Raw genomic sequence first — 19586 nt, 5'->3', positions numbered from 1 at the left:
GCGCTCAAAACAAGACGATGGAAAGCAATTCTTTTGTAGATTTTTTTGCAGCCTTTGACCTAAAGGAGTTTTTTACAGCAACCATGATTTTATTTGCGGTAATCGATATTATAGGAAGCGTTCCTATTATAATTGACTTACGTCGTAAAGTAGGTCATGTTCAAAGTGAAAAAGCATCTGTTGTTGCTGGTGTATTAATGATTGTATTCTTATTTGTCGGTGAAAGAATGTTGAATTTAATAGGCATTGACGTCAACTCATTTGCAGTAGCCGGTGCTTTCATAATTTTCTTTATCGCATTAGAAATGATTCTAGGTGTACAACTTTATAAAGATGAGGCGCCAGAAACTGCTGCTATTATACCTATCGCATTTCCACTTATCGCTGGTGCAGGTACCTTAACCTCAGTACTTTCTTTAAGATCAGAATACTCAGTTATTAATATTATTGCTGCTATTATCGTGAACATTATCTTTGTATACATTGTGCTTAAGAACTCTGGGTACATTGAAAAACTGATCGGAAAACAAGGTATTAATGTGGTACGTAAAATTTTTGGGGTTATCTTGCTAGCCATCGCGGTAAAGCTATTTACCACAAACATTAAAGAACTTTTCTAAATGAAAATAGTTATATACATATTAATGGCTCTTGCAGCTGCCAGCATTATATTTAACGCTACTAAACTAGATTTCTCTAATCTTTTTAAAGGTGATAGTCAAATAGCAGTTATTAGCATCCTCGCTTCTTTGTGTGTACTTATTTTACTGGCGATACTACAAGTATCTCTTAAGATAAAAGATAAGCACGAAAAACGATAGATTAAAAATAACAGACTTACTTATTAAGCTCTAGCACTTTTTGAATCATACGATCTTGTCGATTCAAGATTTTAATTTTTGCCTCAGTATCAAAAAGCTGCTCTGCAAGCGCAGATTTAATAATTGTAGAGATCTCATCTCTATAACCTGGCAACGAAATACTAGTATTGTATAACTGTGCGTATTGAATAAAATCTTCCATGACTAATTCTGGAACACTGTAGGTTTCCATGAAATCTTTTTCAGTCATGTTGCGCAAATTAATACCATCGCCTTGTAAATACCGATTAGCAAACTGATCTGCAAATCCTGTACGAGCAAAATATTCTAGGGTTTGTAAAACATACCCATCTGCAGATGGTACAAAAACGTCTGGAATGATTCCGCCGCCACCATAAACTACTTTACCTGCTGGCGTTGTTCTTTTTAAAGAATCATTCACCTCAATGTTAGCAGCATCTTCTAGTTCACCGCTATTATAACGATCGATATACTCTTTAAAGTAGTCTTCATTACCATTATCATATGGGCGTTGAATACTTCTACCAGTAGGTGTATAATATCTAGACACTGTTAACCTGACTGCACTACCATCACCTAGTTTAATTTCTTGTTGCACCAGACCTTTTCCAAAACTACGTCGGCCTATAATCGTTCCCACGTCGTTGTCCTGCAAAGCTCCAGCGACTACCTCACTAGCACTAGCGCTATTTTCATTAATTAAAATATAAACAGGTTTATCCTCAAAATCACCATCACTAGTAGCATAAGAATCTTTGCGCTCATTATCACGATCCTTTTGAAAAAGGATTAATTTTTTACGTGGCAAAAACTCATCTGCCATAGCGATTGCAGCACTTAAGACACCACCTGGATTATCTCTTAAATCGACTGTTAGGCGTTGCGCACCTTTTTCAATTAAGCCATCTATAGCATCGTTGAATTCTTCTTCGGTAGACTCTGCAAATCGATTAACTTTTATATATCCCATATTTTCATTGAGCATATAAGCCGCCTCAATACTATTAATAGGCACATTGCCTCTTACTACAGACACCTGTTGAACATCATTATCACCAGGTCGCAATACACCTAGTGTAACCTTTGAACCTTCTTCTCCTTTTAAAACATCTGTACTTACAGCACCTGTTCCAAAAAGTGGCTTCCCATCGGCATAAAGAATTTTATCACCACCTTTAATACCAGCCTTTTTACTAGGTCCACCATCCAATACATTGAGAACAGAAATCGTGTCCTGATTTACAAAGAATCTAATACCTATACCCACAAAATCACCTCGCATCTGATCAGCGACGTCTTCCATCTCGTCGTTAGTTATATAGATGGAATGAGGATCAAGATTAGATAATATACCATTTACAGTAATATCAACAATACTATCTGTATTCACATCATCTACATATCGCTGATCAATAATATCTATTAACTTATTAAGTTTACGCTTATTGGCGTTACTAGCCATAAGTAATCCATAACTAGACTCACCACTATGCATCGTATAGCCCAGCCCTATTCCTAGCGCTACTGCTATTCCTAAAAACAATGGAAAGTATGCCTGTGATTTTTTCAATATTATAGTTGATTAATTTGTTCTACTTCAACGCCAGCTTTTTGCAGAAATTGCAAACCGCTATCATCTTTATAGCCTTCTACATATACAACACGTTTAATGCCACTTTGATGAATCAGCTTACTACAATCTTTGCAGGGTGACATCGTAATATATAATGTAGCGCCAGCGCAAGATTGAGTTGATCCAGCTACTTTAAGAATTGCATTAGCTTCTGCATGTAATACATACCATTTTGTATACCCTTCATCATCTTCACAAAAATTCTCAAATCCACTAGGCGTACCGTTATAACCATCACTTATAATCATACGGTCCCTAACAATTAAAGCACCTACCTGCCTGCGTTTGCAGTGCGATAACTTAGCCCATTCTGCAGCCATCTTAAGATAAGCAACATCATATTTATGCTGTTTTTGATCCTTCAAATTTTCTATTTTTAAATTTTGCATTTCATTTAATAATGCCGCACTATACTATCATTATTACGCTTTCGCGAAAGCGAGGTCAAAAAATCACTTCATTAAATCTACCACAACCACCTGTCAATCAACATAGGTATAACCATTCCTAAAACAATACCTGAAATAACCTGAACCCAATCTTTTCTACTAAAACGGAAGATCCCAGTGAATATAAAGTTTAAAATAAGAACTAATAGCACAATAACTAATTGAGCACCTTCTATACCTATTGCATATTCAAGTAGTAATAAAAACTCATTATCGCTTCCACTGGCCAGCATCTTATAAGCACTAGAGAATGCAAGGCCATGTATTAACCCAAAAAATAATGAAATAGATATAGCTAGCCATGCCGCATTATCGCGGTGCCTATTACCTGCTGTAAAGATGTTATACAGTGCCGTGATTGCTATGGTCACAGGAATTAGAAATTCAATGTACGTACTTGAAAAGCTCACTTTTGCAAAAGCTACAAGCATTAATGAAATGGTATGACCTACCGTAAATGCTGTAACCAGCCATAATAGCTTTTTCCAACTTTTAAAGAGGTAAGGTACTGCAAGTAACATGATAAAAAGGATGTGGTCATAAGCTCTCCAATCTAGCACATGTTCAAACCCAAAAATCACGTTTCTTAAAAAATCATCCATCTATTTATAGTTTTAAGGGGTAATAATTCAAAAATAGGATTTTTAGTGATGTGGTATAAAAAAACCAGAACATTTCTGTTCTGGTTTTAAAAAGTACCTCAGGCCGGAATCGAACCGGCACGCCGTGAAGCATTGGATTTTGAATCCAACGTGTCTACCAATTCCACCACTGAGGCCTAAAAATTGGATTGCAAAAGTACATATTATTTTAAATCTCACACCTTATTTAGAGCTATTTTTAAGGACAAAGAATAAAAATATCTGTACATTTGCAGCCTTAAAATCAGGAGTCTAATTCATTTTAAGATGATCAACACCATGACAGAAGCAAAATTATTCGGTTGTAGACAAAGTATGGACCTTGCTAAGGCAGTAGCTGAGAAGTATGGTGCCTCACTAGGCCAGGTTAACTTCTCTACTTTTAGTGATGGTGAATTTCAACCATCTTTTGAAGAATCAATACGTGGTCGTCGCATCTTTATTATAGGATCTACGCATCCTAGCAGTGATAACTTAATGGAGTTATTGTTAATGCTAGATGCTGCAAAGCGCGCAAGCGCTAGACATATTACAGCTGTAATTCCCTATTTTGGTTGGGCACGTCAAGATCGTAAAGACAAGCCTCGTGTACCGATAGGCGCAAAAATGATTGCAAAAATCTTAGAAAGTGCTGGTGCGACTCGCATTATCACCATGGATTTACATGCAGATCAGATTCAAGGATTTTTTGAAAAACCTGTAGATCATCTATTCGGTAGTGCATTATTCATCCCTTATTTAAAGAGCCTTAATTTATCAGACCTAACTATAGCTTCACCAGATATGGGTGGTTCTAAGAGAGCATATGCCTATGCAAAAACTCTTGAAAGCGATGTAGTGGTTTGTTATAAACAGCGTCAAAAAGCAAATGTGATATCTCACATGGAATTGATAGGTGACGTAACAGGGAAAAATGTAGTCCTAGTAGACGACATGGTCGATACTGCAGGTACTTTAACAAAAGCGGCAGATGTGATGATGGAGCGTGGAGCAAAAAGCGTAAGAGCTATTTGTACTCATGCCATCTTATCAGGTCAGGCTTATGAGAGAATTGAAAACTCTCAACTAGAAGAACTAATTGTAACCGACTCTATCCCTTTAAGAAAAGAAAGTGGAAAAATAAGAGTTCTTACTTGCGCAGGTCTATTTGCAGAAGTAATGACTAGTGTTCAAAACAATGAGTCTATCAGTTCTAATTTTATCATGTAATTTCAATAATTAATAAATAAACAACAAATGAAATCAATCACGATCAACGGATCTAAAAGAGAAAGCGTGGGCAAAAAGGCAACTAAGGCCCTACGTAATGCTGGATTGGTTCCTTGCGTAATTTACGGAGGAGACGAGCCAGTGCATTTTCAAGCAGAAGAAAAAGCATTTAAAAATTTGGTTTACACCTCTGACGCTATGACAGTTGTTATAGACCTAGGTAAAGATGGTCAATATGCTGCGATTGCTCAAGATATGCAATGGCACCCAGTAAAAGAGCAATTATTACACGCTGACTTTTATCAAATTTTTGATGACAAGCCAGTTACAATGGAAGTACCTGTAGTTACTGTAGGAACTTCTCGTGGTGTACTTAATGGTGGTGTTTTACGTAGAAATAACCGTCGTTTAAAGGTTAAAGCAATTCCTGCTAACTTACCTGATCTAATTGAAGTAGACATCGCGCCTATGAAAATTGGAAATAAGAAATACGTACGTGACTTACGCGTACCTGAGTATGAAATCATGCACCCAGACAGCGTTGTGGTTGTAATGATCAAAACTTCTCGTACTGCTATTGCAGATGATGAGGATGATGATGTTGAAGCTGGAGATGTACCATCTACACAAACAGATGATGTAGCTGCAGTTAAAGAAGATTAATTCTTTACTCAAATACTTACAAGCCGCAAGATTTATTTCTTGCGGCTTTTTTTATAGCTTTGAGCCATGATAAGTGAATTGAAAAATTGGTGGGTGAGCCTTTTTAAATCATCTATCGTTGAAAAAGAGAACGACATGAAAAAATTTCTAATTATAGGGTTAGGTAATATAGGAGATAAATACACTGAAACGCGTCACAATATAGGATTCAAAGTTCTAGACGAGATTTCAAAGATAAAGGACGCTTCTTTTGAGACCTTAACTTTAGGAGATGTTGCAACTATTACTCACAAAGGAAAAAAAGTTACCTTACTTAAGCCTAGCACCTATATGAACCTAAGTGGTAAGGCAATCAAATATTATATGAATCAAGAATCTATTCCTAAGGAACAGATCTTAGTAGTTACTGATGACTTGAATCTGCCGTTTGGCACATTACGCATGAAGGCAAAAGGGACTGATGGCGGTCACAACGGATTAAAGGATACACAGATTAAATTAAACACACCTAATTACCCAAGATTACGCTTCGGTATCTCTGATGAATTCTCTAAAGGCCGTCAGGTTGACTACGTTTTAGGAGAATGGAACAAAGAAGAACTAAAAGCTTTACCAGAACGTATTGATAAAGCAGCAGCGGCGTGCTTATCTTTTACTCATGCTGGACTAGCTAACACCATGAATCAATTCAACGGTAAATAGCTATTCTTTAATAATCTGCTTTACTATTGTTTGATGATCTATTGTTACTTTAATTAAATACATTCCGCTAGACCAATGGTTCAAATCGATTTGAGTGCGAGCTGCAACTATTTCTTGAGAAGTTATAAATCTTCCTGCCATATCGTAGATATCGTATTCAGCTTCTGCAAAAGCGATATTATCTAATTGTAGAAAAACCGATTCTTTTGATGGATTCGGATATAAACTAATATCATCAAATATATTGTCAATTGTAGAAAGAGTTTGTGTTCCACAAATATCTACAGACCATCCGTTTAAACTACCACCATCTTGATCAGTATCATCTGCAACAGTTAATACCCAATCACCTAGTGCATTTTCTCCATTAAAAGAAGAGAACGTATCTACTGCTAGGATGGTTCCACTTACTGTAGGCGCTGCAAAAGTACATTGAAGTGCTGCCCCATCATCTGTAAATGTAGCTAGTAAGTCATTTCTATTATTACATCGATCTTCTATAATCGTTATTTGAGTACCCGACGGACTGGTTAAATAAATATCAACATCACTCATCCAGGTATGCGACAAGTCTATGTTTAATACAATATTGTTAATCACTACATTATCAGTAACCGTAATGATTGTATCAAATGAAGATGGTGGACCCGAACTTATAGTTATAGGGACAACAGTTGAAGACACGTTAAAACAAACAATATTTGCTGTTCTAAAACTACGACTCGCACTAAAAGGTCCGTCACCACATACATTTTTGTTTCTTACACGCCAATAATAAATGGTATCCTCATCTAGATCAGTCGTTAAAGTATATGTACTTGCCGCAGTTGTTGTTGCCTCAACAATTATATTAAAACTAGAATCTGATGATACTTCTACATCATATTCTTGAGCTCCGGTGCTAGCGTTCCATTCTAAGGTCGGAAATAACGCAACATCAATTGCCATGTCTACTGGCTCAATTAACGTCGTATTTTGAAGACTACTCTCTAACACATTCAGAGTTAACCCGACAGATCGCATAGTAGATCCAGCAGTTCCATCAAAGGAAAGATTATAATTACCTACCATTGAACTATTAAGACCACTAATGGTAATATTTACCGGCGTATTGTTATTAGTAACAGTACTAGGTGTGATTACAACCGTTGAACCAACAGGCTCACCCGTTAATGAAAGCGTTGTAGGCGTGTTAAAACCATTAAATGTTCTATATGTAAAATCGTAACTGGCATTTGCTGGCAAACAAACGTTTTGCTCAAGCTCAGTGGTGCTCAAAGAAAACTCATCGCTGGTAACTGTGAAGTTAGAAGAATTTACAGCATAATAAACATTACTATTTGCCTTTACCATTATACGCGCTTGACTGGTAGGAGAAACTACTGGCATAATAACCGTTTGAGTTCCATCATTAGGTGTCGCTACTTCAATAATATCATTAAAAGTTAAACCACCATCTGTAGACATTAAAATATCAACACTCATTGTATTAATAGGAGATTGATCTGTACCTGCTACGTCCCAATTAACTACAAAGGTTTCTCCTGTATTGTAACTTACATTAGAATTCTGACTAGTAACAGTAAACGGACCTGCTATACCATCAACAGTAATATTCATTAAATCTGAATCATTCTGCCCTACATTATTATTATACTTACGGGCAGTGAAAGCAAATTCCATATTTCTAGCTACCGATGGTGTTACTTCATAAGATGGTGCTAAATCCCCCTGTACAACATCTGATAAGGCAGGAAAATAACGTTCTGGAACCGTTACGGAAGGTAATGACCTATACATCGGACCTTGAACTCGTGTAGGATCTGGTCCATTATTACTTCCTGGATTTTCTGGGTCGTTTTGTTCCCAATTATAGACTACTGTCTCTGTCCCTAGATTACTCGCTGAACCGGTTAGGACAAATGCCGTGCTATAAGGTATGATATAATCTAAACCTGCATCAACTACCGGAGCTGTAAAAGGAATATTTGTAACTACCGCACAAGAACTAGAAGGACCACTTTTAATATTTGCCGTAATATCTCTAATATTTACATAGTGGAAATAATCATCTGAATTGTTTTGAATATTGGGATTGCAAATACCAGCATAAGCCATTATGGTACTTCCGCTTCCAGGCTCTACTTCGGTCTGACCACTTCCACTTCTACAGTTACTTGATGCCATGGAATGATAACCACCAAACTGGTGTCCCATTTCATGAGCTACATAATCAATATCAAATGGGTCGCCAGTAGGGTTGGCACGACCGGTCATACCACTACCTTTTTGACCAGTTACACATACACAACCGATGCAACCGGCATTTCCACCACCAGAGGTATTAAAATTATGGCCTATATCATAATTAGCATTCCCTATACCAGGAAAGCCTTGACTTGCAAGATCGCCATCTATTAAATCTTGTGTTCTATTATTAAAATCGTTAGTGTAAGGATCTAAAGATGTATCGCCAAAATATAACAAGGAATCATTATTGGCCACAAAGATCATATTAATAGCAAGATCACGCTCATAAACACCATTGACACGATTCATCGTTATCACTTGTCTTGCTTGAATATTTGCTCTCTTCTGCACATCTGTACCGTTACCTGCAAAAAGATTTCCATACTCTGCATTACATGAGATGGCAACCCGATAAGTGCGCAATGAACTATCATTTGTTGATTCAGGAACCACATTTGATATTTTGAGATCAGTTCCAATTACAGAAACCTCATCCGTTAAACATTCAAAATCTTCCTTTACTTCAGGAATTGAAGATCTATCATAAACGATGTACGTATTATGATCTATAGTAAATGGGTCGATATATACTGTAGGTGCACCTGGGACAAACTCGATATTATGAAAACCATGAGAGGTAATTGAAAACCGTATAACATCTGCAGCATCATTTACATTAAAACCTAAATAGGTCTTAATACTAGGATACTTTGCAGATAACGAATTCTCCATTATTTGAGTTTCAAAGATTTCAAAATCATAAAAATCCCCTTCAGCATTAGGCATAGACACCACTACATTTGAGTGGCTTGTAGTAAACCGCATTGGCGATCCAGTAACAGATTGTTTTAAACCATCTATATCTAAATTATATATCAAATAGTTATCAGGTGTAAAATTGCGATTTTCTAGGTTCTCAGTAGGTGTTTGTGAGACAGATTGCCAGAAGTTTTGCGCTTTCGCGAAAGCGAAATTAAACAGCATTACAATCGTTAAAAGATATTTCATAGGGAATAATAAGTTTACAAAATACTTCATGTTTGTGGTCTGTACAAACATTTTCATAAACATGCTGTTTTTTAGTGCAATTCACCGAGAATATTTTAATTTGCATCTACCTGAAAAAAGAGCTCTAATACATTGAAAATATTTGATAACATTGCCTCATATGTGGCAGAAAAAGGCGCTGTAATAACCATAGGAACTTTTGATGGTGTACATCATGGTCATCAAAAAATCCTAAGCCGAGTTACTGAAATCGCGCAGCAGCAATCCCTTACGAGTGTACTGCTTACTTTTTTTCCTCACCCTAGAATGGTATTGCAGCCAGATGGCGATCTTAAATTAATCAACACGATTGAAGAGCGACAGCAGTTGATTGCAGCAAATGGGATAGAAAACGTTGTGACGCATCCATTTTCTTTAGATTTTGCCAGAACTAGCGCACATGATTATGTTAAAAATATTCTTGTCGATCAATTAAAGGCTGCTGTAGTTGTCATAGGTTATGATCATCGATTCGGCAGAAATCGTGCTGCGAGTATTAATGAATTAGAAGAGTATGGTAAAGAGTTTAATTTTAAAGTTGTCCAGATCTCTAAAAAAGAAGTAGAAGAGGTTACTGTAAGCAGTACTAAAATACGTAACGCCATAGAAAATGGTGATATGGTAGTAACTGAAAATTATCTGAATAGACCCTACAGTATTAACGGTAAAATCGTTCAAGGAAAAGCAATAGGTAGAACTATTAATTACCCTACAGCAAATTTAAAAGTGAGTGAAACTTATAAATTATTACCTAAAAACGGAGTCTATATCACTAGTAGCATCATAGATGGAACTGAAGTTTACGGAATGACTAATATCGGTTTCAACCCTACAGTTTCTGACGGATCACAAAAAACCATTGAAACATTTTACTTAGACTTTAATGCAGATTTATACAACTCTGAAGTAGAGCTGTTTTTTCATAAGAGGCTAAGAGATGAGGTTAGATTTAATTCTATTGAAGAGTTAAAAGCAGCAATGAAAGAAGATGAATTAAAGACCAGAACCTATGTACAGCAAATGGGATAAATGGTTGTTCAGGCAAGTAGATAATTCTGCTCTGGTTTTATTCCGAATGTTTTTTGGTTTCTTATTGGCTTGTGAGGCTTTTGGACATATAGCGTTAGGAGCGGTTGACAAACATTTTTTACAACCAAAATTCACGTTTACTTTCATAGGCTTTGAGTTTCTAGAACCTTTACCAGCGCCATTAATGTATGGCTTATTTGTAATGATGGGTATTGCAGGATTATTGGTGATGGTAGGTTTTAAGTACCGTACTGCGATGATTTTTTATGCAATCGCCTGGAGTTATATCTACTTATTGCAAAAAACATCTTATAACAACCACTATTATTTACTGATGTTACTTAACTACATCATGATTTTTTTACCAGCGCATCGATCTGTTTCTATAGATGCAAAATGGAACCCAAGGATACGTAAAGAACACATGAGTAGATGGATTTATTTATTCATCATAGCGTTTTTATTTATCGTTTACTCCTATGCTAGTGTTGCAAAGTTTTATCCCGACTGGATAGACACCTCATTCCCTAAGCATTTAATGAAAATAAGAGCTGGTGATTGGAATATCTTACAGCAGGAATGGGCTCACTGGGCAATTATGATTTACGGATTGAGCTTTGACATTTTAATCGTGCCCTTATTACTTTGGAAAAGAACGCGCATGATTGCCGTTATAGCTTCTTTCTTCTTTCATATTTTTAATTCAATCATTTTTAAAATAGGGATATTCCCTTATCTAGCATTAGCATTTTTAGTTTTCTTCTTTAAACCTAAAACAATACAAAAACGATTCTTAAAAAAGAAGCAATTCTATGACGGTGACGAAATAATTGTACCATCGTACAAAAAGCCAACAATTGCTGTAACCATGAGCTTTTTAATCATAATGATTTTATTACCATTAAGACATTGGGTAATAAATGACGACGTGTTATGGACAGAAGAAGGTCATCGTTTAAGCTGGCGCATGATGCTGCGCAACAGACGTGGTTTCACTACATATTATGTGGAAAATAAAAAAACCGGCAGTCGCAAAGCGATTAATTATAACGACTATCTAACTACTAAACAATCTTACAGTGTACAGACAAAGCCTGATTTTATGTGGCAATTTGCTCAAAAATTAAAAGAGTTTCACGCGATGGAAGGTGAAGATGTTGCTGTGTATATTGATGCCAAAGTTAGTATCAATGGTCGTCCCTTGCAGCAGTTTACAGATAAAGAAATAGATATTGCCGCTCAAGAATGGAGTCACTGGTCACATCACGAATGGATTTTACCATCTTCTCTCTATGAGAACAAGGAATAAATGGTAATTTTACAAGCTTAGAATTAAAAACGAATACCATGTTACAAATCGCAGCTATACGCGAGCATAAAGATGCTTTTGCACAAGCGCTTAAAAAAAGAAACATCGACGCAATGCCAATGCTAGAAAACGCTATTTCAGTAGATGAAAAAAGGCGTTCTCTACAAGCACAACTTGATGAGACACTTGCTATAAGTAATAAGCTATCTAAGCAAATAGGCGATTTATTTAAATCTGGAAAAGCTGCAGAAGCAAATCAACTTAAAACTCAAACGGGAGAACTTAAAGAAAAGTCTAAACAACTTAATGAAGAACTAACGACAGCTGTTACTGAGTTACAAAATATTCTATATACCATTCCTAACATCCCGCAAGACAGTGTACCTACTGGGAATAGTGATGAAGATAACGAAGTTCTCTCTCAACATGGAGTGATCCCTACTTTACACGCAGGTGCAAAACCACACTGGGAACTTGTAAAGGATTATGATATAATAGATTTTGAACTTGGCACAAAAATCACCGGCGCAGGATTTCCTGTATATAAAAGAAAAGGAGCTCGTTTACAACGTGCCCTAATCAACTATTTCCTAGATAAAAACACCGCTGCTGGTTATGAAGAAATGCAGGTACCTCATCTTGTAAATGAAGCCAGTGGTTATGGAACTGGACAATTACCTGATAAAGAAGGGCAAATGTACCATGTAGGTGTTGATGACTTATACCTTATCCCAACCGCAGAAGTTCCTATCACTAACCTTTACCGTGGTGATTTATTAGAATCAAAAGATTTACCTATCGCAATGACAGGCTACACACCATGTTTCCGTCGTGAAGCTGGTAGTTATGGAAGTGATGTACGTGGTTTGAACCGTTTGCATCAATTTGATAAAGTAGAAATTTTACGTATAGAGCATCCTAACCAAAGTGAAAGTGCACTAGACGCCATGGTTGTTCACGTAAAAAATATTTTAGAAGAACTAGAATTACCTTATCGTATTTTAAGATTATGCGGTGGTGACCTTGGATTTACATCTACACTTACTTATGACTTTGAGATTTATAGTACCGCACAAGATAAGTGGCTAGAAGTAAGTAGTGTCTCTAATTTTAAAACATTCCAGAGTAACCGCTTGAAATTACGTTTTCGCAATAGCGAAGGTAAAACAGAACTGGCACACACTTTGAACGGTAGCTCATTAGCTCTACCACGTATACTAGCTGGTATTTTAGAAAATTACCAGACAGAAAGTGGTATAAAAATCCCAAAAGTATTAAAACCTTACTGTGGATTTGACATCATTGATTAAAACCCTATATTAGACCTATGCGTCATTTATTAATTCTCTTCATACTGTTGTATAGCAGCTTTGGTTTTGCACAAAACCCAAGATTGGCAGAGAATTATATGGACCAAGGAGAATACGGTAAAGCGCTCAAAATTTATAACAAAATCTATGAAGAAAATAAGCGCAATATCAATAACTTATATAAGGTCATTGACATACATCAGCAATTAGAGCAATACCAGCAGGTAGACTCATTAATTAATGATGCAGAAAAATTCATGCGCAATAATAAAAGTCTCACTATTGAACGTGGCTATAATTTAACGCTTCAAGGTAAAGATTCACTAGCTGCACCCTATTACAATGAGGCTATTGCAATCATTGATTCCTTACCTAATTACACCTATCAAATCGCAAATCGTTTTGAGCGTCGCAATTTACTAGATGAAGCTATTATAGCTTATGAAAAAGGTATGACAGCAAATCCTAATGCTAATTTTAAAATTCAATTAGCAAATCTATATGGACAACAAGGAAACCTTGAAAAAATGTTTGATCAGTATATAGATTTAATTGAAAGTAATGTGTCATATCGTGGTCGTGCTCAAGCTATATTTTTCAGATACATCACAGATGATCCTGATAATGAAGGTAATAGGCTTTTGAGGAAATCCTTATTATTACGCTTACGCGAAAAGCAAAACCCAATCTATAATCAGCTCTTAAGTTGGCTATTTATTCAGCAAAAAGATTTTAAGAAAGCATTCCTTCAAGAAAAGGCTATTTATGTGCGTACTAAAGAAAGTACGGTAGAACTTCAAGAGCTAGCCGTTACCGCGATTGAGGAAAAAGATTTAGATGCCGCCAAAGAGATTCTCGAATATTTAGTACGAGAATCGCAAGTTAGTTCTACTCGTTATATCGCTGAAAGTTTACTGGCAAAAATTAAGGCAGACAATGCTATAGCAAGTGATTATGTGACCGTGAAATCTAATTATGAGCAACTACTAACTAAATATGGTCGCGATGGTCAGACCTTTATGTTACAATTAGATTATGCAGATTTTTTAACCTTTAAAGCTAGCGAACCTGAAACAGCTGTAACCATATTAACAGAACTTGAAAACAAAAGACTAAGCAAGTTTCAAAAGGCTGAAGTAAAAATGTTGCTCGCAGATATTCTTGTATTACAAGAGCAGTTCAATCGCGCGTTAATTTTATATAGTCAGGTTCAGACTGACTTACCTAACGATGAGCTTGCACAAGAAGCTCAATATAGAGTAGCACGCACTAGTTATTATCAGGGCGACTTTCCATGGAGCCTGACACAATTAAAAGTATTGCGCAGTGCTACATCAAAACTTATCGCAAACGACGCTATGGAACTAAGCCTTACTATTAGCGATCACAGTCTCGAGGACACTACTTATGTTGCCTTAAAGGCTTTCGCAAAAGCAGATTTAAAACAATATCAAAATAAACGATCAGAAGCTATATCGCTTTATGACCAATTGTTACAAAATCATAAAGGCGATCCCATAGAAGATGAAGCAATGCTCAACCAAGCAAGCTTATATGAAATTGAAGGCAACCTTGAAGCTGCCAAAAACAACTATCAAACAATTATCGACAACTTTGCAGATGGTATTCTAGCAGATGATGCTTTTTATAAACTAGCATTGCTTTATGAAGAGAAATTTGACAATCCTAATAAAGCACAAGCGTTATATGAACGTATTATTTATGACTATGCAGACAGCATACACTTTGTAGATGCTCGCAGACGATACAGACGTTTAAGAGGTGATGAAAACCTCACTGCTTTTTAAAAAAATAATTATGGTAATATATAATGTGACTTGCAACATGGCAAGTCATTTAGAAGAGGAATGGTTAGAATGGATACGTGAACATATTGCACACGTTTTAGGAACTGGACTTTTTAAAGATGCAAAATTAACACGCGTCCTGGTAGAAGAGCAAGATGGCGCTAGCACTTTCTCGATTCAATACAAAGCAATTAGTAGAGAAACTTTAGAAACATATTACTCAAATCATGCCGAAGCATTGCGTAAAGCCGGATTAGATAAATGGGGTAATAATGTTTTATCATTCCGCACAGAATTAGATGTACTCGATGAATATACAGTGCACACTAATCTAAATTAGGTTTAATTTTACATCTAATACTGATAATAAATACTAGCAATTGGCCAAATACAACAAACATAAATCATCTCATAAAGGAAGCGATAAAGGCGTTACCGCAAAAAAACATCTAGGACAACACTTTCTTAAAGATGAAGATGTAGCATTACGAATTGCAGAGGTATTAAGCTATGAAGGTTATGACCAAATTCTGGAAATAGGACCTGGAACTGGTGTGCTTACTAAACATGTGATACGCAAAAACATGAAGGTGACGGCACTAGAATTAGATAGTGAATCGGTGATTTATCTTAAGCACAGTTTCCCTCTGGAACATGTAAAGATTGTGAATGATCAAACATTTCAAGTCATAGAAGCAGATTTTTTAAAGAAAGATTTGAAAGAAATTTATGGTGATCAATCTTTTGCGATAATTGGAAATTTCCCTTATAATATAAGCACGCAAATTGTTTTTAAAACCATAGAAAACCGTGAGCAAATTCCTGAATTTGGCGGTATGTTTCAAAAAGAAGTTGCCCAGCGCATTTGTGCACCTCATGGCTCAAAAACCTATGGAATATTATCTGTTCTTGCACAAGCTTATTATGAAGCAGATTATGTATTTACCGTAGGACCAGAAGTTTTTGATCCACCACCACGAGTAGATAGTGGAGTGCTATTTTTAAAACGTAGAGATAATTATGATAACCTCACTTGCTCCTACTCTATTTTAAGACAGGTTGTAAAACTCGCTTTCCAGCAACGTCGTAAAACCTTGAGAAACTCATTAAAAACAATGAACTTACCTGATGAGATGCGTGAGAAAGACATCTTCAGTTTGCGTCCAGAGCAAATAAGTGTAGATGCCTTTGTTGAGTTAGCTACACAAATTGAAAAGTTGTAAGATTTCTAATTGAGTTTATATCTAAGACATCATTAATTTGTTTATGGAAACATAAACTGGCTAATAACGATAGAACTATAAAAGTTGAATTGTTAGAAACAATGTGCAGTGTCAGACCTACTTCAAGTTCGCTTTCAAAATCTATAACCTTTATATTTGCAGCAAGTCCATGAATCATGCAGTTTAATATTACCAAAGATTTTCTAGAAGAAATATGCACGCTTATTGAGAGCGATAATAGTGCGCAACTAGAACACATTCTAGAAGAATTACACTTTGCTGATGTTGCAGAAATTATAGACGAGCTCAATCTTGAACAAGCGGTTTACATCGTTAAGCTACTCGATTCTGAAAAGACGAGTGAAGCTTTAATGGAACTGGATGAAGACCAGCGTGATCGCGTTCTTAATGCCCTATCTCCTAAAGAAATTGCAGACGAGCTCGAGGAAATGGATACTGATGATGCGGCTGACATTCTCAACGAGCTTCCTGATAACATTGCTCAAGAAGTCATTTCAGAGCTTATAGATGAACAACATGCTGAGGATATCGTAGACCTTCTACGTTATGAAGAAAATAGTGCCGGTGGATTAATGGCCAAAGAGCTCGTTAAGGTAAACGAGAACTGGACCGTTACTGGTTGTGTGAGTGAAATGCGTGCTCAAGCAGAAAATGTTACAAGAGTACACTCCATTTATGTAGTGGATAATAACGATAAATTAAAAGGCCGCTTATCCCTTAAAGATTTATTAACCAGTCCAGCAAACACACCTATTAAAGATGTGTGTAAACCTAAGGTTGATTATGTAACCGTTAAAACGTCTGGAGAAGAAGTTTCTCGTATCATGCGTAAGTATGATCTAGAAGCCATACCTGTTGTAGATGAATTAGACCGATTAGTAGGTCGCGTAACCATCGATGATATAGTAGATTTTATAACAGAAGAAGCAGAGAAAGATTACCAACTTGCTAGTGGTATTTCTCAAGACGTTGAGGCAAATGACAGCATCTGGGATTTAACTAAAGCACGATTACCTTGGCTAGTCCTAGGCCTAGTAGGTGGAATAGGTGCTGCAGCCATTATGGGTGGTTTTGAGCATCTGATTAAAGAATATGCTGTATTATTCTTATTCACACCGCTTATTGCTGCGATGGCAGGTAATGTAGGTGTACAATCCAGTGCGATTATTGTACAAGGTATTGCAAATGATGATTTAAAAGGTAGTATAGGAAACCGACTATTAAAAGAAATATTACTAGCGATGCTCAATGGTGTGATTTTGGCTATTCTATTATTTGCTTACACCTTCTTTGCAGAGCGTGAATTCTTAACCTCTTTAGCCATCTCTACTTCTCTATTTGCGGTAATCATTGTGGCAGGATTAGTAGGTACTTTTGTGCCTCTAGCTTTACATAAAAGAGGTATTGACCCAGCACTTGCAACTGGTCCATTTATTACAACCAGTAATGATATATTTGGTATATTGATATACTTTTTGATTGCAAAGGCTATCATAGGTATTTAGAATTACGCTTTCGCGAAAGCGTATATAACATCAAACAACTACATGAAAACGGGCAGCGTTAAAGAACTCAAAGACGAACTTAAATACAAGGACGAAAAAGAGCTCATGGAAATCGTCCTGCGCTTATCTCGTTTCAAAAAAGAAAATAAAGAACTGCTCACTTATTTACTGTTTGAAGCGCATCATGAAGATGATTATGTAGATAGTGTAAAAGCAAATCTAGATAAGCAATTTCTATCTGTTAACACACGCAATATTTACCACGCAAAAAAAGGAATACGTAAGGTATTAAAAGACGCAAAAAAATTTATACGGTACTCTGGTAATAAGGAGACCGAAGTTGCTATACTCATTCATTTTTGTAAATTACTTCAAGACTTTCAACCCTATTACTCACAAAGTAAAGTGTTGAGAGATATTTGCACTAGACAAATTGTTCTCATTAAAGTGCGTATAAGCACTCTACATGAGGATTTACAATATGATTTTGAACAAGAATTGAATATGATTGATTATTAATAAAATCAACTTATTAATAGTCCCTACGTAATTTACGTACGTTATTCCATCCTATACCCTACATTAATCCATATTTATAAATCGTATTTTTAAACTATGAAAGTACTGCACCTAGATTCTAATCATGATCTTCTAGCCTCCATGCTAGAAGATGCTGGTTATACTAATCACTACGACTACACATCTTCAAAAGAAAATATAATAAAAGTTATCAGTGATTATGATGGTCTCATTGTGCGCAGTAGATTCCCTATTGATCAAGAGTTTTTAAAAGCCGCACAAAAACTTAAATTTATAGGTCGCGTAGGTGCTGGATTAGAAAACATAGATTTAGATGTCGCCCAAAAGCTTCATATCGCATGCTACAATGCACCTGAAGGTAATCGTAATGCGGTAGGTGAACATGCATTAGGAATGCTGTTATCTCTATTTAATCACCTGAATAGAGCAGATCAAGAAGTGCGAAATGGTATATGGCTGCGAGAAGAAAACCGTGGATTAGAACTAGAAGGGAAAACAGTAGGACTGATAGGTTATGGTAATATGGGAAAATCTTTTGCTAGAAAGCTTTCCGGTTTTGATTGTAAAGTCCTTTTTTATGATCTTAAAAATGGATTAGAAGATAAGAACGCCACGCAAGTGTCTTTAAAAGAATTACAATCTCAGGCAGATGTGTTAAGCTTACACACACCACAAACTACCTTAACCACAGGTATGGTTAATAAAGAGTTTATAGCTGGATTTAAAAAAGCATTTTATCTTATCAACACGGCTAGAGGTAAATCTGTTATCACGGCAGACCTAGTTGAAGCATTAGAGTCAGGAAAAATAAAAGGTGCTGGATTAGACGTTCTAGAATATGAAAAAAGCTCGTTTACATCCTTATTTGATAAGGAAATGCCTTTACCCTTTAAAAAACTATTGAAGATGGACAATGTTTTATTAAGTCCGCACGTAGCAGGTTGGACCATTGAATCTAAATATAAACTAGCACATGTGATTGCTAGTAAAATCATTAAAAACCACGGATTATGAAGGCAAAAGTAACAGGTATAGGAGGCGTTTTTTTCAAATGTGCAAATGTTGCTGCCACTAAAGCGTGGTATCAAGAACACCTAGGTCTTCCGGTAGATGATTACGGCTGTACCTTCTGGACAGGACCTACAGAAGAAAAAGCTTCTCAACAATGGAGTCCTTTTAAGAAAGACAGTACTTATTTCAACCCAGGTAACCAAGAATTTATGATTAATTATCGGGTGGATGATCTTGTAAAATTAATAGAACAGTTAAAGGATGCTGGAGTTGAAATTGCTGGAGAAATAGAAGAATTTGATTACGGGAAATTTGGCTGGATTATAGATATAGATGGTCGTAAAGTTGAACTTTGGGAACCTGCTAATGAAGAGTTATTTGAAAAATAGAACAT

Annotated in this window: 19 protein-coding genes and 1 tRNA gene; 15 read left to right on the top strand and 5 right to left on the bottom strand. The window is 36.1% G+C overall.

The genetic code is table 11. The features are described 5' to 3' along the window. The first annotated feature begins 17 nt into the window (after positions 1-17). Both R1T42_RS13485 and R1T42_RS13480 read left to right on the top strand, forming a co-directional pair. Positions 18-620 carry a MarC family protein gene (locus tag R1T42_RS13485; RefSeq protein WP_006796739.1) on the top strand — a complete coding sequence of 201 codons (603 nt, stop codon included), beginning with the start codon at positions 18-20 and terminating at the stop codon, positions 618-620. Further along, positions 621-821, top strand: coding sequence for a hypothetical protein (locus R1T42_RS13480; RefSeq protein WP_036582602.1), 201 nt, complete (start codon positions 621-623; stop codon positions 819-821). It abuts the gene before it with no gap. Positions 822-837: 16 nt separating this feature from the next. On the opposite strand, the gene R1T42_RS13475 is transcribed toward R1T42_RS13480, so the two are convergent. The 4 genes from R1T42_RS13475 to R1T42_RS13460 form a co-directional block, all read right to left on the bottom strand. Then, entirely contained in the window at positions 838-2412 is a 1575-nt protein-coding gene (locus R1T42_RS13475) for a S41 family peptidase (RefSeq protein ID WP_317290690.1), read from the bottom strand. Between the two features lie 2 nt (positions 2413-2414). Continuing rightward, the gene (locus R1T42_RS13470) at positions 2415-2840 is read right to left on the bottom strand and encodes a deoxycytidylate deaminase (RefSeq protein ID WP_036585207.1); all 426 of its coding nucleotides are present in this window, start codon (positions 2838-2840) and stop codon (positions 2415-2417) included. 101 nt (positions 2841-2941) lie between these two features. After that, entirely contained in the window at positions 2942-3526 is a 585-nt protein-coding gene (locus tag R1T42_RS13465; RefSeq protein ID WP_042245656.1) for a HupE/UreJ family protein, read from the bottom strand. A gap of 94 nt (positions 3527-3620) precedes the next feature. Further along, positions 3621-3702 (bottom strand) — tRNA-Leu (locus R1T42_RS13460). Between the two features lie 130 nt (positions 3703-3832). Here R1T42_RS13460 and R1T42_RS13455 point away from each other — a divergent pair. From R1T42_RS13455 to pth, 3 genes are all read left to right on the top strand, one after another. Further along, the gene (locus R1T42_RS13455) at positions 3833-4774 is read left to right on the top strand and encodes a ribose-phosphate pyrophosphokinase (protein ID WP_036582609.1); all 942 of its coding nucleotides are present in this window, start codon (positions 3833-3835) and stop codon (positions 4772-4774) included. Between the two features lie 27 nt (positions 4775-4801). Then, positions 4802-5437 carry a 50S ribosomal protein L25/general stress protein Ctc gene (locus tag R1T42_RS13450; RefSeq protein ID WP_042245653.1) on the top strand — a complete coding sequence of 212 codons (636 nt, stop codon included), beginning with the start codon at positions 4802-4804 and terminating at the stop codon, positions 5435-5437. A gap of 135 nt (positions 5438-5572) precedes the next feature. Further along, positions 5573-6139 carry an aminoacyl-tRNA hydrolase gene (gene pth, locus R1T42_RS13445; RefSeq protein WP_200875709.1) on the top strand — a complete coding sequence of 189 codons (567 nt, stop codon included), beginning with the start codon at positions 5573-5575 and terminating at the stop codon, positions 6137-6139. Here the strand turns inward: pth and R1T42_RS13440 are convergent, their stop codons facing one another. Further along, a complete protein-coding gene (locus R1T42_RS13440) occupies positions 6140-9454 on the bottom strand; it encodes a zinc-dependent metalloprotease (RefSeq protein WP_317290689.1) in 3315 nt (1104 codons plus the stop codon). It abuts the gene before it with no gap. A 75-nt stretch (positions 9455-9529) separates the two neighbouring features. Between R1T42_RS13440 and R1T42_RS13435 the strand changes: the two genes are divergently transcribed. The 10 genes from R1T42_RS13435 to R1T42_RS13390 all read left to right on the top strand — a co-directional run bounded on the left by R1T42_RS13435 (position 9530) and on the right by R1T42_RS13390 (position 19581). Then, positions 9530-10465 (top strand): bifunctional riboflavin kinase/FAD synthetase, encoded by a 936-nt coding sequence (locus R1T42_RS13435; RefSeq protein WP_317290688.1) that lies wholly within the window; start codon positions 9530-9532, stop codon positions 10463-10465. After that, positions 10446-11774 carry an HTTM domain-containing protein gene (locus tag R1T42_RS13430; RefSeq protein WP_317290687.1) on the top strand — a complete coding sequence of 443 codons (1329 nt, stop codon included), beginning with the start codon at positions 10446-10448 and terminating at the stop codon, positions 11772-11774. Before R1T42_RS13435 ends, R1T42_RS13430 begins: the two co-directional genes overlap by 20 nt. Positions 11775-11812: 38 nt before the next feature. Next, on the top strand, positions 11813-13084 hold the full coding sequence (serS, locus tag R1T42_RS13425; RefSeq protein ID WP_317290686.1) for a serine--tRNA ligase: 1272 nt from the start codon (positions 11813-11815) through the stop codon (positions 13082-13084). A 17-nt stretch (positions 13085-13101) separates the two neighbouring features. Next, positions 13102-14892 carry a tetratricopeptide repeat protein gene (locus tag R1T42_RS13420; protein ID WP_317290685.1) on the top strand — a complete coding sequence of 597 codons (1791 nt, stop codon included), beginning with the start codon at positions 13102-13104 and terminating at the stop codon, positions 14890-14892. Positions 14893-14902: 10 nt separating this feature from the next. After that, positions 14903-15232: a DUF4286 family protein gene (locus R1T42_RS13415; protein WP_036585209.1), complete on the top strand. Its 330-nt coding sequence runs from the start codon at positions 14903-14905 to the stop codon at positions 15230-15232. 40 nt (positions 15233-15272) lie between these two features. Then, the gene (gene rsmA / locus R1T42_RS13410; RefSeq protein ID WP_317290684.1) at positions 15273-16115 is read left to right on the top strand and encodes a 16S rRNA (adenine(1518)-N(6)/adenine(1519)-N(6))-dimethyltransferase RsmA; all 843 of its coding nucleotides are present in this window, start codon (positions 15273-15275) and stop codon (positions 16113-16115) included. 176 nt (positions 16116-16291) lie between these two features. Then, the gene (gene mgtE, locus R1T42_RS13405) at positions 16292-17641 is read left to right on the top strand and encodes a magnesium transporter (protein WP_042245628.1); all 1350 of its coding nucleotides are present in this window, start codon (positions 16292-16294) and stop codon (positions 17639-17641) included. A 42-nt stretch (positions 17642-17683) separates the two neighbouring features. After that, positions 17684-18160: a hypothetical protein gene (locus R1T42_RS13400; protein WP_317290683.1), complete on the top strand. Its 477-nt coding sequence runs from the start codon at positions 17684-17686 to the stop codon at positions 18158-18160. Positions 18161-18256: 96 nt separating this feature from the next. After that, the gene (locus tag R1T42_RS13395; protein WP_317290682.1) at positions 18257-19195 is read left to right on the top strand and encodes a 2-hydroxyacid dehydrogenase; all 939 of its coding nucleotides are present in this window, start codon (positions 18257-18259) and stop codon (positions 19193-19195) included. After that, positions 19192-19581 (top strand): VOC family protein, encoded by a 390-nt coding sequence (locus R1T42_RS13390; RefSeq protein WP_317290681.1) that lies wholly within the window; start codon positions 19192-19194, stop codon positions 19579-19581. Before R1T42_RS13395 ends, R1T42_RS13390 begins: the two co-directional genes overlap by 4 nt. Positions 19582-19586: the final 5 nt, after the last annotated feature.

This window comes from Nonlabens ulvanivorans (assembly GCF_032922765.1).
Taxonomy (GTDB): domain Bacteria; phylum Bacteroidota; class Bacteroidia; order Flavobacteriales; family Flavobacteriaceae; genus Nonlabens; species Nonlabens ulvanivorans.
This window is presented reverse-complemented; position numbering and strand designations above follow the sequence as displayed.